This is a genomic window from Biostraticola tofi, from assembly GCF_004343195.1.
Classification (GTDB): domain Bacteria; phylum Pseudomonadota; class Gammaproteobacteria; order Enterobacterales; family Enterobacteriaceae; genus Biostraticola; species Biostraticola tofi.
In genome coordinates this window covers 221404-236809 of sequence record NZ_SMCR01000003.1, presented here as the reverse complement: position 1 = coordinate 236809, position 15406 = coordinate 221404, and the positions used below count along the sequence as shown (strand labels likewise).

Genomic DNA, 15406 nt, shown 5'->3' with positions numbered 1-15406 from the left:
CAGCCCTCTGAGCCAGGGCTTTCAGTCAAAACAATTTACATTCGCCAAAATGGAGAAAACCCCGCAATGTCTGTACTTGGTCGCATCCATTCTTTTGAGTCCTGCGGTACCGTCGACGGCCCAGGCATCCGTTTCATCATCTTCTTCCAGGGATGCCTGATGCGCTGCCTGTATTGCCATAACCGCGATACCTGGGACACCCATGGCGGTAAAGAAATCACTGTTGAAGAAATCATGAAAGAGACGGTCACTTATCGCCATTTCATGAATGCCTCCGGCGGCGGTGTGACCGCTTCCGGCGGTGAAGCCATCCTGCAGGCGGAATTTGTCCGCGACTGGTTCAGGGCCTGCCATGCCGAAGGTATCAACACCTGCCTTGATACCAACGGGTTTGTTCGTCGCTATGATCCGGTCATCGACGAACTGTTGGACGTTACCGATCTGGTGATGCTGGATATCAAGGAAATGAACGACGATATTCACCAGAATCTGGTGGGCGTCTCCAATCATCGTACGCTGGACTTCGCTCGCTATCTGGCAAAAATCAACAAACGGACATGGCTGAGATATGTGGTTGTGCCAGGCTGGTCGGATGATGACAAATCAGTTCATATGCTCGGTGAGTTTACCCGCGATATGAGCAATATCGAAAAAATCGAGTTGCTGCCCTACCATGAATTGGGTAAACATAAATGGATTGCCATGGGCGAAGAGTACAAGCTCGACGGCGTCAAACCCCCAACCACCGAGAAAATGGATCATGTTAAAAACATCCTGGCCAGCTATGGTCATAAAGTGATGTATTAATCCCTGATACCATGCCGTCGCAGGAGCTTGCCGGTTGTTCCTGCGACCTGATACCTCTTTCCCGCCAGCCTGGTCATTGCGCCCTTCTATATCTCCTTGAAATGTTTCCTCATTAATTAAACCGCGATTGCAACTTAACCGGATAGAATGTTGTCGTATTATGTCCTTTTAACCTTGGCGGAGTGGTAGTAAACGCATGAAGCAAACAGATATCAAAGCAGCACCCTGGCGCGACGTCTGGAGACTTATCAAGCCCTATTGGCTGTCAGAAGAAAAATGGCGCGCCTGGGGTATGCTGGGGCTGATTATCTTTCTTTCATTAACCACTATTTATATCACCGTGCAGTTTAATGAATGGAACCGGGTGTTTTATGACGCCTTGCAGAACAAAGATTATGTGGTATTCAAAGCACAGTTAATCCACTTCACCTGGCTGGCGCTGCTTTTTATCGTTATCTCCATTTACCGTATCTACCTGACCCAGGGACTGCAGATGTATTGGCGGCGCTGGATGACGGAAAAATACATGGATAAATGGCTCCAGCATCATGTCTATTATCATGTTGAACAGCAGCAAAGCGTCGACAACCCGGATCAGCGTATTGCCGAAGACCTCAATGCCCTGACCAGCGGCACCCTCTCTCTGACGCTCGGTCTGCTGTCGAGCGTGGTGACGTTCTTCTCATTTATTACCATTCTCTGGTCGGTCAGCGGGCCGCTGGCGTTTACTTTCGGCGGACATAACGTTGTCATTCCCGCCTATATGGTGTGGTTTGCCATTTTGTATGCCGCCGTGGGGTCATGGGTGATCTGGCTGGTGGGCAAACCGCTGGTGCGCCTGGGTTTTGATCAGGAAAAATTTGAGGCCAACTTCCGCTTTGGCTTGATTCGCATCCGTGAAAACCATGACGCCATCGCCCTTTATCAGGGGGAACCGCGTGAAGCCAGGCAGCTTAACGGCCACTTTGAATCAATCCGCGCCAACTGGTGGTCTATCATGCGCGTCACCCGCCGCCTGAACATTGCCAGTAATTTCTACGGCCAGTTTGCCAATATATTCCCGGTGCTGGTGGCCGCCCCTCGTTATTTTTCCGGCGCCATCCAACTGGGCACCCTGATGCAGATATCTTCAGCCTTCGGCCAAATCCAGGGTGCCCTGTCGTGGTTTATCGATGCGTTTAATCAATTGGCAAACTGGAAAGCCTGCACCAACCGGCTGGCGGGCTTTAATGCCGCGGTGGAACGCCACAGTAGCCAGAATACACCGATTAAGCGACATGCTGAACCGGTACAGGCGCTGGCCATCAATGCGTTGTCTCTGGCTGTCCCGTCCGGTAAATCGCTGTTCGCACCGGCGACGCTTGCCATTAAACCCGGTGAACGCACGTTAATTATCGGCCCTTCGGGCTGTGGCAAATCGACGCTGCTGCGGGCGGTAGCCGGCATCTGGCCCTACGGTTCCGGTGATATTGGCCTACAGAGCGGTAAAAAAACGCTGTTTCTGCCCCAGCGTAGCTATATTCCTATCGGTTCGCTGCAGGCGGCCCTGTGCTATCCGGATGAAGCGGGTCACTTCAGCGAGCAGGACATGATGAAGGTATTGGCTCAGGCCCGGTTAAGCCATCTTCAGCCAATGCTCGACAAACAAACCAATTGGAGCCATTGGCTGTCGCCGGGTGAGCAGCAACGGCTGGCGTTTGCCCGTGCGCTGCTGATAAAACCCGATATCCTGTTCCTGGATGAGGCGACCAGCGCGCTGGATGATGAAAACGAGCAGTTAATGTATCAGTTGATTACTGAAGAATTGCCGGGCGTCACGGTGATAAGTATCGCCCATCGCTTGAGTGTGGCACGCTATCATGACCATTGCTGGCGTTTTACCCGTCAGCAGGAGGAAGGCAGCGAGACAGTGCTCGATGTCAGTCCCTTGCCACAGGGCAATTGACCGCCATCAGCCAGTAAAGCGGCGGGCAATGCCCGCCGCTTTACTGTGAGGCGACAGCCCACGGGATTGTACCCGCCAGGCGGTTGCCACCGGGATTGACTCCACGGTTGCCACCCGTAATGACTACGTCAGGCGGTAGCCACCGGCGTGTGATGATGGTCAGGTTTGCGCAGCAGCATGGCAAGATACAGCCCTGCCACAATGGCTATCATCACAAACAGCAGACGATCGGAGAAATGCTGCATCAGCATGGCGGTCATGGTCGGGCCAAACAGGCTGCCCAAGGTATAGCTCAGCAGCAGCGCCTGATTCATTGCCACCAGTTCATCCTGGCTGACTTTTTCGCAGGCCCATGCCATGGCGACCGGATAGAGGGTAAAGCCAGATGCGCCCAGCACAAACAGCGCCGGTGCCATGGCGGTATGTCCCAGCATCGCTACCGCGCCAAGGATAACCATAAACACCTGCACCCGCAGCATCATCAGTTTTCCATAACGATCCGCCAGGCGGCCTATCGGCCATTGCCCGATTATGCCGGCGCTGACCAGCAACGCCATCCAATAACCCACATTGCCGTCACTCATCCCCTGGTGCGACAGATAGAGCGGCATCAGGCCGTACAGTGACCCCAGTACGATGCCGGAAATCACACAGCCATTGATACCCAGGCGGGCGTTGCGACGGCGCAGCATCGGCCACAGGGAGGTAGTGGGCGCATCTTCATTCTGATTTTCCACTCGGGCAAACAGCAGCGGCAGCGCGGCAACCGCCATCAGGCTGATAACCCAGGGCAGCACCTGCATCAGTTCAGTAGACACTTTTGTCAGCAGCAGTTGACCCAGCACGGTACCCATATAATAAATCATCATATAGGCTGCCAGCAGTTGCCCCCGGGTGCGGGCGGTACCGCTGCGCATCAGGGCGCTTTCCACCACCACCCAGATAATGGCGCAGGCAATGCCGGCGATAAACCGGAACATCACCCAGACGCTGAATCCATAGGAAAGGGCTAAGCCGAGCGTAGCTACGGCAAATAGGGCGCAAGCGTAATGATAGCTGCGGGTAAAACCGATGTTCTTTATCAGCATGCCGGCAACCAGGGTGCCCGCCAAGTTACCGCTGAAATAGGAAGAGCTGACCAGGCCGACCCGCCAGGTGGGCAGGGATTGATGAGCAAGCCACAGTGGCACCAGCGTATTAAGTACCGCTATAGAAATAGTTAACAGCAAAAGCCCCGCGAGCAGCATCAGCACGGGGCGAGAATAAGCGGACATAGGATACGGGAACCGGCATAAAATGGAGAAGATTTGCGCGCATAATGCCACTACGCCGATAAAAGTCAATCGGCTGAAATAGCGGTCAGCATTTTTTGCAAAGACAGTCGGGGAAAGGGCAAGAAAAGGGGGATTGCAGCGGTTTAGCCTACCCCGGTAGAGAGCGATATGCTCTCTGCCGGGAGCCGATAAGGCAAGTGAACTCAGCCGATGTGCGTCAGGCCCTTCATGTAGGGCACCAGCACCTCAGGCACTTCAATACGACCATCAGCCAACTGGTAGTTTTCAAGCACCGCCACCAGAGTGCGCCCCACTGCCAGGCCGGAGCCATTAAGCGTGTGCACCAGTCGCGGCTTTCTATCTTCTTTGCTACGATAACGGGCCTGCATGCGGCGGGCTTGGAAATCGCCTACATTAGAGCATGATGAAATCTCACGGTAGGTATCCTGAGCCGGCAGCCAGACCTCCAGGTCGTAAGTTTTACAGGCGGTGAAACCCATATCACCGGTGCAGAGCAGGATCTTGCGGTAGGGCAGTGCCAGCAATTGGAGCACTTTTTCCGCATGGCCGGTCATCTCTTCCAGCGCCTGCATGGAGTCTTCCGGCCTGACCACCTGCACCATTTCAACCTTGTCAAACTGATGCATGCGAATCAGACCGCGGGTATCCCGGCCGTAGGAACCTGCTTCCGAGCGGAAGCACGGAGTATGGGCGGTCATCTTCAGCGGCAGCGCATCCTCTTCCAGGATCTCATCGCGCACCAGATTGGTCAGCGGCACTTCGGCGGTGGGGATCAGCGCATAAGAACTGGAGTCGGCCTCTTCTTCCAGCGGGCGGGTATGGAAAAGATCTTCCGCAAATTTGGGCAGTTGGCCGGTGCCGTACAACGAATCGTGGTTGACCATGTAAGGGACATAATTTTCCTGGTAGCCATGCTGTTCGGTATGCAGATCCAGCATGAACTGCGATAGCGCGCGGTGCATACGGGCTATCTGCCCTTTCATCACCACAAAGCGCGAGCCGGTCAGTTTGACGGCGGCGGCAAAATCCAGGCCACCGGACAGTTCGCCCAGCGCCACATGATCACGTATCGGAAAATCGTATTTCTTCGGTTCGCCCCAGCGACTGATTTCTTCATTGCTGCTTTCATCACGACCGGCAGGCACGCGGTCGTCAGGGATGTTCGGCAAGGTCAGCGCCAGGTCGCGGATGCTGGACTGCAGGCCGTCCAGTTCAGTTTTTGCCGCTTCCAGCCGTTCACCCAGGATATTGACTTCCTGACGCAACGGCTCGATATCTTCCCCACGCGCCTTGGCCGCGCCAATCGATTTCGATCGGGAGTTACGCTCTGCCTGCAGATTTTCGGTTTCAACCTGCAATACCTTGCGGCGTTCTTCCTGGTTACGCAGAGTGTCGACCGGGAGGGTGAATCCCCGGCGGGCCAATTTTTCGGCGACTGCGTCAAGCTCATTGCGCAGTAGATTGGGATCGAGCATGCTAGTCCTGTGCTTATCGTTATCAGATTGATGTGTATGACTACGCGACACCGCTAAGCCGGCCGCGTCAACCGTTTATACCACCGTTAACCTTACCGCAACGGGTGGGTTATCGGTAGCGTTTTGTCGGGCTATTTTCGTCTTGTCCGGCAAGCCAGGCAAGCTTTTCGCCAATTTTTCCTTCCAGTCCGCGACCCGTAGGATGGTAATAGCGGGTGCGGGCCATCTGGGGCGGAAAATAGTCTTCGCCGGCGGCATAAGCGTTAGGTTCATCATGGGCATAGCGGTATTCGGCACCGAGCCCCATGTCTTTCATCAGTTTGGTCGGGGCATTGCGCAGATGTTCTGGCACATCGTAATCGGCATTCTCGCGCGCATCGCGCATCGCAGCTTTAAAGGCGGTGTAAACCGCATTGCTTTTCGGCGCGCAGGCGAGGTAAACAATCGCCTGCGCAATGGCGCGCTCCCCTTCAGCCGGTCCGACCCGGGTAAAGCAGTCCCAGGCTGAAATAGCGACCTGCATGCCTCTGGGATCGGCATTGCCGACATCTTCAGAGGCAATCGCCAGCAGCCGTCGGGCGACATATAACGGATCGCCGCCGGCAGTAATGATACGCGCATACCAGTACAGCGCCGCATCAGGCGCGGAACCGCGTACCGATTTATGCAGCGCTGAAATGAGGTCATAAAAGCGGTCGCCTTTGTTATCAAAGCGAGCACTGCGCTCTCCGGCGACTTCGTTCAATAAAGCCGGCGTCAGTACTCGCTTGCCTTGTGCATCGGTCTCGGCCATGTCGGCCATCATTTCCAGACTGTTCAGCGCACGGCGTCCATCGCCGCTGACCCACTCGGCCAGCATCCGGCGCGTCTCGTCAGGCAGCACGATGTTCTGCCCGCCGAAGCCACGCACCGCATCCTTCATCGCCTGGTCGAGCAGCAGCTCGATATCTTCACGGGTGAGGGCCTTGAGCAGGTAGACCCGAGCCCTGGACAGCAATGCCGAATTAAGTTCAAACGACGGATTTTCGGTGGTGGCGCCGATAAAGGTGATGGTACCCTCTTCAATGTGCGGCAGAAAGGCATCCTGCTGGCTCTTATTGAAGCGATGGACCTCATCGACGAACAGGATAGTGCGACGTCCGGCATCACGATTGCGGCGGGCGCGCTCAATGGCTTCCCGTATCTCTTTGATGCCCGAGGTCACAGCGGAAATCCGCTCCACATCGGCATTGCCATAATGAGCAATCAATTCTGCCAGCGTGGTTTTGCCGGTACCCGGCGGGCCCCAAAGGATCATCGAGTGCAGCTGACCGCTCTTGATGGCCCTGGGCAGAGGCTTGCCCGGCGCAAAAAGATGCTGCTGGCCCACATACTCTTCCAGGGTAGCCGGCCGCATTCTGGCGGCCAGCGGCTGGAACGCATCGTGTGAGAAATCAAGGGACATATTGCTCATGTCTACCTCACTGGCGCTGGTCGTCCAGCGTCACGCCCTTGGGCGGAGTAAAAGTGAAGCGGGAAGCATCCACGGTGCCGTTGTTCTGGCTTTTCAGTTGGTAGCTGCTGCGCTGTCCATCCTGTTCCACCGCTGTAAAGTTCTGGATGGTGCCGCTGGAACTGACCTTGATGGTGAACTGCCTGAGATTGCCGTCGGCCTTCTTCGGCGTCAGCGCGAATTCATCGCCGCTCTGCTTCACATGGTACTGTTTCCAGTCTGAAGGACTGTTGCGGGTTATCAGCATAAACGGGGTATTGCCGGTGGCATTCTTGAGCCAGGTAGCGGTCGCCTGCTCGACAAACGGGTTGTAGAACCAGAGCGTTGATCCGTCTGAAATCAATACGCTCTCGTCCGGCGCGGTCATATGCCAGTTAAACAGGTTTGGACGCTTGACCCACAGCTCCCCTTCACCTTCCTGGACGGCGCCGCCATCGGCGCTGGTCACCGTCTGGGTAAAGCTGGCATGGAAACTATTGACCAGATTAAGACGGCTTTGCAATGCGCCGGCACCGTCTGCCCAGGCTGAAAGGCTGACCAAAGCGGAACACAGGCCTACGGCCAATAATCTTATCTTCATGTAATGGCATCCCTTAGAGAAAAGAAGGTGGGACGCCGGAACGGACATCTCCGGTCATCCCGCCCTGACAAATTAATGGTATCGGAAGATGAAACCGCAGGTATAGGATAATCCTCTGAAAGTAGACCGGTTTACGCATCTTTGCAATGTGGCCGCCCAGGGGGCAGCCACCTTTGCGCCGGATTTACTCTGCTGAAGGCGGGGCCAGAACCTCACGATTGCCGTTATGGCCCGGCGAGCTGACGATGCCCTGCAGTTCCATTTGCTCGATAATGCGGGCTGCCCGGTTATAACCGATGCGGAACTGTCGCTGAACGCCGGATATCGAGGCCCGGCGTTTATCAACCACAAACTGCACCGCCTGGTCGAACAGCGGATCCAACTCTTCATCGCCATCCATACCGGCACCACCGCCGCCTTCTCCTTCTTCGCCGGCGCTGGTGATACTGTCGATATATTGAGGACGGCCACGTGCTTTCCAGTCGCTGACCACTGCATGGACTTCTTCGTCGCGCACAAATGCCCCGTGCACCCGGACCGGAATCGATGAGTTGGGCGCCAGGTAGAGCATATCGCCCATACCCAGCAGCGATTCTGCGCCGGCCTGGTCCAGAATGGTACGTGAGTCAATCTTGCTCGAGACGGTGAAGGCGATACGCGTCGGTATATTGGCCTTGATAAGGCCAGTGATGACATCTACCGAAGGACGCTGGGTTGCCAGCACCAGGTGGATGCCGGCGGCACGGGCTTTTTGCGCCAGACGGGCAATCAGCTCTTCAACCTTTTTGCCCACCGCCATCATCAGATCGGCGAATTCATCCACCAGCACCACGATGTAAGGCAGCTTTTCCAGCATCGGCGGTGAATCTGCCATACCGTCGCCCGGCTTCCAGAACGGATCCGGTACCGGGCGGCCCATGCGCTCGGCCTGTTCGATACGCTCGTTGTAGCCGGCCAGGTTACGCACCCCCAGCGCCGACATCAATTTATAGCGACGTTCCATTTCGCCGACGCACCAGCGCAGGGCATTCGCGGCATCTTTCATATCGGTGACCACTTCGGTCAGCAGATGCGGAATGCCCTCATAGACCGACAGTTCCAGCATTTTCGGATCGATCATGATAAAGCGCACCTCTTCGGGGGTGGCTTTATACAGCATGCTGAGGATCATCGCATTGACGCCGACCGACTTACCAGAGCCGGTAGTACCGGCAACCAGCAAATGGGGCATTTTGGCCAGATCGGCTATGACCGGCTGACCGGCGATATCTTTACCGAGCACGATAGCCAGCGGGGAGACGGTATCGCGGAATTTCTCGCAGTCCAGCACTTCGCGCAGATAAACTGTCTGTCGGCGTTTGTTAGGCAATTCCAGTCCCACATAAGGCTTGCCGGGAATAACTTCCACCACGCGCACCGCGACCGCCGACAGTGAACGGGCCAGATCGCGCGACAGGTTGGAAATTCGCGCCGCTTTCACCCCCGGCGCCAAATCCAGCTCAAAGCGGGTAATGACCGGCCCGGGAGAAATGCCCACCACTTCCGCCTTGACTCGATAATCTCCGAGACGGGCTTCTACCAGGCGGGCCGTCTGCTCAAGAGCAAACATGTCGGCCGGTTCTTCCTCCAGCGGTGGCGAAGTCAGCAGATCCAGGGTCGGCAGCGGCGTAGTCGGTTTTTGCAGCGGTTGTTCATTGCGCATCAGAAATGGATGAATCAGGCTGTCCAGAGCCTGAGAAACCGGCTGCGGCGGCTCGGGGCGTTCTGTTGCCGCGGCCGGGGCAGACCGCGGCGGCTGGCGCGCTGTGGCATAATTGCTGGACAGTGGAGGTTCATCGCCATGACGGCCATCGGCATTGGCATCGGCATCGGCATCCCGTCTGACTTCGTCAGCATGTTGATAATCACTGTCGAGGCGGATTGGGCCGGCGCGCTGGTAGGCCGCTTCAGCATCGGCAGCAGGCTGCGGGGTGAACAGAGGTTCACTGGGCGCATTATCCACCAGATCGGCCAATGGCGAGAAATCAAACATCTTGCGAGTATCGATGCCCGCCATCGGCGACAGCGGTGAGGACGGTTCGGCGGCGACAACGCCAGGCGCGGCATCTTCGGCAACATAGCGCGAGGACTGCTGCTGACGGAACTCCTCGGCCAACCGCTGTGCAAGCAGGTCGTCTTCATCCTGCGGCTCTGCGGCTTGGCCATAACGCTGCTGCTCGCGGGTGGCAAATTCCCGCTGGAGGGCCGCCATGTGCAGCGCATCCACTGCTTCCTGCTGCGCCTCGTCAGTCATCGGCGCCGAACGTTGAGCGTCGCTGACCGCCAGCGAGTGATCGACTTCGGCGGTGGCCGGACGCTGCTGGGATGGAACTTTGATGCCGTAAGAGGCCAGTTCACGACGCGTTGGGATCCTGACCGGATTAGGGCGCGGCAATTCGGGCCCTATGCCCTGCTTGACCTGCGGGTTGTAATCGCCGGTGGCGCTGAATGCCGGCATGAAGGTTAATGCCGCTGCCGTATCTGCCGCCGCCTGAGCCTGGTCAAGCGAGCCGCTGCTGCGCTGGGCAACGCTGAAATCATAAGGAGTACGACTGTCATCGCCGGTCAGTTGCCAATTGCCCATTTTCGGGCCTTGGTCTTCGTCGAGCGGATAATCAGCCGCCGGGGCCGCTGCCGGGGTGTCGGGCAGTTCAAAACGATAGCGCGGCACATCGGTCGACGAAGAAAGATCTTCACTGGCGGCGGAATGCTCGGCATATATCGCATCTCCCGCGATGGCCGCCGCTGGCGGCGTGGCAGAGGCGGCGCTGCCGGCCGCCAGGGAAGCGGCCAAAGCCCCGGCCGATTGCGAGGCGTTGGCCGGATCCAGCGCCGCAGCAGATGGACCGGTAACCGTACCCATTTCGGCCGCCGGGACCTGGCTGTTCAAAGCAGCAGCAGATGAAGGCACAGACGGCAGCGGGTTATCCCCTGCCGTGGCGCCGGCGTCAGCCGGACCCCGGTTGACGCCGGGCGCGCTCAGCAGCGGATCAGCCTCGTCATGGATTACAGCCAGTGACTGTTCCTGCTCATCATGGTACCGCTCATCCTCGTATTCATCGTCTTCATCGTGCCGGGAGCGATTACTCATGAACGTCAGACAACCCATGACCACGCCGCCGATCTTCTCGGCGATGGTCAGCCAGGACCAGCCGGTAAACAGCGTCAGTCCCGATGCCCAGACGCACAACAGCGCCAGAGTGGCGCCGATACCATTGAACCAGGGCAGTACCGCATTGCTTAACAGGCTACCGATGACGCCGCCGGAGGCAAAATAGTACAGGTCGTCAATGTTCAGCGCCGCCAGACCACAGGAAGTCAGCAACAGCGCCAGACTACCGATAAGCCGAAGCGACAGGGCAAAATAATCGACGTAGTCGCGCTCATCTCGCTGACGGAATGAGTTCCAGCAGAATATAAGCATGATGGGCGGAAGGGCGTAGGCCAGCACGCCGAAAGTGAAAAACAGCGTATCGGCAAACCAGGCGCCGATGCCGCCGCCAAGGTTGTGGATGGGTCCATGCCAGGCCGTCTGCGACCAACTGGGATCCGACGGGCTGAAACTGACCAGCGCCACCATTAGATAGAGGGCGAAAATACCCACGACCACCAGTATAGCCTCCAGTAAACGGCGGCCACTGCTCAGTTTTTTTAATGAAACGTCTTTGTCTTCTGTGTATTCCTGGCTCAAGAAAGGCTCTCCAGGTTCCCGCGAACCGCCATGAAATCAGCGCCGACAGGAAGTACGGCGCTGAAACTGTATGTATTCACAGGAGTGTAACCAAAACGAGTGACTTTTGCACCTGTGATAATCCTTAACGCGTCTTAATGACCAGACGATTGCTCTGCTTGACTTCTTCCATCACCACATAGGTCCGGGTATCATTGACGCCAGGGAGGCGCAGAAGCGTTTCTCCCAGCAGTTTACGGTATGCGGACATATCAGGCACCCGGGTCTTCAGCAGATAATCGAAATCGCCGGATACCAGATGGCATTCCTGAATTTCTTCCAGCTTCTGCACCGCGGTATTAAACTGCTCGAACACATCAGGCGCGCCGCGATTGAGGGTAATCTCAACGAAAACCAATAAAGAAGCATCCAAATAGTGTGGATTGAGCAATGCGGTGTATCCCTGAATGAAACCCTGGCGTTCCAGGCGTCTGACGCGTTCCAGACAAGGAGTTGGCGATAAGCCTACCCTTTTCGACAGTTCAACATTGGAAATTCGTCCATCCTTCTGCAATTCATTCAGGATGTTACGATCAATACGATCAAGATCTTTACCCGGGCGTTTTTTATTGTCTACCATCATTGTTGTCTCTCTTAAGTCCTTCCTTGTGCTTGCCATACCCTCACCAACTTCAATGTACCAGGGTTTTTAAAGACCTTTTTTCTGTTTTATTTTAAGGTCGTACGTTTCTTCAACCGTCTTACGCTGTCTGTCCAGACCGTAAAACATCAGAAGACAACTGTGGTATGAATAAACCCTCGGGGCGATAACGTCCTATACCGGTCATCACGAATGACAAGAGGCACCGGCAAACCGTCAGCTAAAGCGCCGGATTGTTACACCTACCCCAGATGTTTTCGCAAAAGCGCAGCCGATTGTCAAAGCAAAACAACAAAAATCAGAACAACCTACCAATTCAATCCCCTGAATGGCCGACTGACGGCCGCGAATGTTCTTATCTGCTTCGTTTTCCTATCGCTTTCCTGTTAAAAAAGGCCTATTCATAGGCCAGGTCGATGATAAAAATCGCCAACAACTTTTTGCGTGCTTTTTTTAATATGATAATTTTCTTACAATCGCGAAAAGCCAATTCAGGTGATGTTAACGAGGAAGATATGTCCACGCGCAAACACAGTAAATTACTCATATTGGGTTCGGGCCCTGCCGGCTACACTGCAGCGGTCTATGCCGCACGCGCCAACCTGAACCCGGTACTGATAACCGGTATGGAACAGGGCGGACAACTGACCACCACCACTGAAGTGGAAAACTGGCCCGGCGACCCTGAAGGCCTGACCGGTCCGTTGCTGATGGAGCGGATGTACGCCCACGCCGCCAAGTTCAATACCGAAATCATATTCGATCATATTCACAGCGTCGATTTGCAGACCCGCCCATTCGTGCTGACCGGCGACAACGGCGACTATACCTGTGACGCGCTGATCATCGCCACCGGCGCTTCAGCCCGCTACCTGGGCTTGTCTTCTGAAGAAGCCTTCAAAGGCAAAGGCGTTTCCGCCTGCGCAACCTGCGATGGTTTCTTTTATCGCAACCAAAAAGTCGCCGTGGTCGGCGGCGGCAACACCGCAGTTGAAGAGGCGCTGTATCTGTCCAACATAGCGGCCGAAGTGCATCTCATTCATCGCCGGGATACCTTCCGTTCAGAAAAAATCCTGATAGATCGCCTAATGGACAAAGTGCATAACGGCAATATCCGCCTGCATACCGATCGTACGCTGGATGAAGTCGTCGGCGACGAAATGGGCGTGACTGGGGTACGCATCAGGGATGTGGTCGCCGGCGACGTCGAGCAACTGGATCTGGCCGGGGTGTTTATCGCTATCGGTCATAGCCCAAATACCGCGATTTTCGGCGGTCAGTTGGCGCTGGAAAACGGCTATATCAAAGTACAGTCCGGTATTCACGGCAATGCGACTCAGACCTCTATTCCGGGCGTATTCGCCGCCGGCGATGTGATGGACAACCATTACCGCCAAGCGATCACCTCGGCAGGTACCGGCTGTATGGCGGCGCTGGATGCCGAGCGTTACCTGGATGGACTGGTGCAGGCTAACGATCGCTGAACGCCCGACTGTTGAAATCGCTGCTGTTCTGATACCCTCCGGTCAGCCCTGCTGGCCGGTTATTGTTATTTTCTCCGCAGGTATGACGGGGTAATATGACCCCATTCCGGGTTATCGGCGCGCCCCGATCCTTCGCATCCCCCGATGGGATATCTTTTTTACTGTCATTATTCCGGCTGAAATGTTCATTCCATGAATAAAAATCGACAACAGGTGCTGGTTCGCTGGCTAAAGTCTCAAAGTACGCTGGTCAAACGCTGGCTCAGGCTGTCGCTGCTGCTCGGCATGCTGGGCGGCATAGTGCTGGTCGCCCAGGCCTGGGTCATGGCCCATCTGCTCCAGTCCCTGATTATGGACCAGGCCGCCAGGGCGGATTTAGTCCCCTGGTTCGTGGCGCTGGCGGGGCTGTTCGTCCTGCGCGCCGGTATCAGTCTGCTGCGCGAGCGGGTCGGTTTCATCGCCGGTAGCCTGCTGAGGCGTCAGATCCGCCGCCAGGTGCTCGACCGGCTCGAAAGCCTCGGCCCGGCATGGATAGAGGGACGCCCCGCCGGCAGTTGGAGCAGCCTGCTGCTGGAGCAGATCGAAGATATGCAGGATTATTATGCACGCTATCTTCCCCAGATGTACCTGGCCGGGATGGTGCCGCTGCTGATTCTGGCGGCGATTTTTCCCATCAACTGGGCAGCAGGACTGATTCTTTTTATCACTGCGCCGCTTATTCCGTTATTTATGGCATTGGTCGGCATGGGCGCCGCCGATGCCAATCGTCGTAACTTCCTGGCGCTTGAACGCCTCAGCGGGTATTTTCTCGATCGCCTGCGTGGGCTGGATACCCTGCGACTGTTTCATCGAGCCCAGGCGGAAACCGAGCATATACGACATTCGACTGAAGATTTCCGCCAACGCACCATGGAAGTCTTGCGATTGGCCTTTCTATCCTCCGGCGTATTGGAGTTTTTTGCGTCTATCTCGATTGCCGTAGTGGCGGTCTATTTTGGCTTCAGCTATCTGGGTGAGCTTAATTTCGGCAGCTACGGCACCGGCGTTTCGCTGTTCGCCGGTTTCCTGGTACTGATACTGGCGCCTGAGTTCTTCCAACCACTGCGCGATCTCGGTACGTTCTATCATGCCAAGGCGCAGGCAGTTGGCGCCGCCGAATCGCTGGTCACCTTCCTTGAAATCGATGCCCGGCATCAGGCGCAAGGGGAACAAGAACCTGAACTGACTGCGATTTCCCTCAGCGCCAGGCAACTGGTGATCCTGTCCCCCGACGGCAGCAGGCTTGCCGGCCCGCTCTCATTTGATCTGCCGGCGGGCAACCGAGTGGCGCTGGTAGGACCGAGCGGAGCCGGTAAAAGCTCCTTGCTCAATGTGCTACTGGGCTTTCTGCCCTATGAAGGCCAGTTGCTGGTCAATGGTCATGAACTGCGCCAGTTGAAGATGTCGCATTGGCGCCGACAGCTCAGTTGGGTAGGCCAGAATATCCGCTTGCCGGCCGCCAGCGTGCGGCAAAATATTATGCTGGGCCAGCCTGACGCCGGTGAACCGGCCGTTGCCCAAGCCATAGGCGAAGCCTATGTAGATGAATTTCTCCCGCTGCTGCCTGAGGGTCTCGATAGCGATGTCGGCGAGAACGCCGTTACGCTTTCGGTTGGCCAGGCGCAGCGCATCGCGCTGGCCCGGGCGCTGATTAAATCACCCGGCCTGTTGCTGCTGGACGAGCCTACCGCCGGCCTTGATGCCCATAGTGAACGACTGGTCATGCGGGCCCTAGATGCCGCCTCTGTGCGCCAGACCACCCTGATGGTCACCCATCAGCTCAGTGATATTAGTGATTTTGACCAGATATGGGTGTTAAGCAACGGACACATCGTCCAGCGCGGACGCTACCACCAGCTTGCCGGTCAACCGGGCCTGCTGGCAGACCTGATTGCCATCCGCAGCGGAGAACTGTAATT

Annotated in this window: 10 protein-coding genes; 4 read left to right on the top strand and 6 right to left on the bottom strand. The window is 56.3% G+C overall.

The features are described from left to right. Positions 1 to 66 precede the first annotated feature (66 nt). The gene (pflA, locus tag EDC52_RS08465; protein ID WP_131864896.1) at positions 67 to 807 is read left to right on the top strand and encodes a pyruvate formate lyase 1-activating protein; all 741 of its coding nucleotides are present in this window, start codon (positions 67 to 69) and stop codon (positions 805 to 807) included. Between the two features lie 196 nt (positions 808 to 1003). Further along, positions 1004 to 2752, top strand: a complete 1749-nt coding sequence (locus EDC52_RS08460; RefSeq protein ID WP_131864895.1) for an ABC transporter ATP-binding protein/permease — start codon at positions 1004 to 1006, stop codon at positions 2750 to 2752. Between the two features lie 128 nt (positions 2753 to 2880). On the opposite strand, the gene EDC52_RS08455 is transcribed toward EDC52_RS08460, so the two are convergent. From EDC52_RS08455 to lrp, 6 genes are all read right to left on the bottom strand, one after another. Continuing rightward, positions 2881 to 4026 (bottom strand): MFS transporter, encoded by a 1146-nt coding sequence (locus tag EDC52_RS08455; protein ID WP_131864894.1) that lies wholly within the window; start codon positions 4024 to 4026, stop codon positions 2881 to 2883. Between the two features lie 203 nt (positions 4027 to 4229). Further along, positions 4230 to 5522: a serine--tRNA ligase gene (gene serS, locus EDC52_RS08450; RefSeq protein WP_131864893.1), complete on the bottom strand. Its 1293-nt coding sequence runs from the start codon at positions 5520 to 5522 to the stop codon at positions 4230 to 4232. 109 nt (positions 5523 to 5631) lie between these two features. Beyond that, a complete protein-coding gene (locus tag EDC52_RS08445; protein WP_131864892.1) occupies positions 5632 to 6975 on the bottom strand; it encodes a replication-associated recombination protein A in 1344 nt (447 codons plus the stop codon). A 7-nt stretch (positions 6976 to 6982) separates the two neighbouring features. Continuing rightward, positions 6983 to 7594 carry an outer membrane lipoprotein chaperone LolA gene (gene lolA / locus EDC52_RS08440; protein ID WP_131864891.1) on the bottom strand — a complete coding sequence of 204 codons (612 nt, stop codon included), beginning with the start codon at positions 7592 to 7594 and terminating at the stop codon, positions 6983 to 6985. Positions 7595 to 7778: 184 nt separating this feature from the next. After that, complete coding sequence (locus EDC52_RS08435) at positions 7779 to 11324, bottom strand: DNA translocase FtsK 4TM domain-containing protein (protein WP_131864890.1); 3546 nt, start codon at positions 11322 to 11324, stop codon at positions 7779 to 7781. A gap of 124 nt (positions 11325 to 11448) precedes the next feature. After that, positions 11449 to 11943 carry a leucine-responsive transcriptional regulator Lrp gene (gene lrp / locus EDC52_RS08430; RefSeq protein ID WP_005287608.1) on the bottom strand — a complete coding sequence of 165 codons (495 nt, stop codon included), beginning with the start codon at positions 11941 to 11943 and terminating at the stop codon, positions 11449 to 11451. 536 nt (positions 11944 to 12479) lie between these two features. Between lrp and trxB the strand changes: the two genes are divergently transcribed. Both trxB and cydD read left to right on the top strand, forming a co-directional pair. Next, positions 12480 to 13448 (top strand): thioredoxin-disulfide reductase, encoded by a 969-nt coding sequence (gene trxB, locus EDC52_RS08425; RefSeq protein WP_131864889.1) that lies wholly within the window; start codon positions 12480 to 12482, stop codon positions 13446 to 13448. Between the two features lie 192 nt (positions 13449 to 13640). Continuing rightward, complete coding sequence (gene cydD / locus EDC52_RS08420) at positions 13641 to 15404, top strand: heme ABC transporter permease/ATP-binding protein CydD (protein ID WP_131864888.1); 1764 nt, start codon at positions 13641 to 13643, stop codon at positions 15402 to 15404. Positions 15405 to 15406 lie beyond the last annotated feature (2 nt).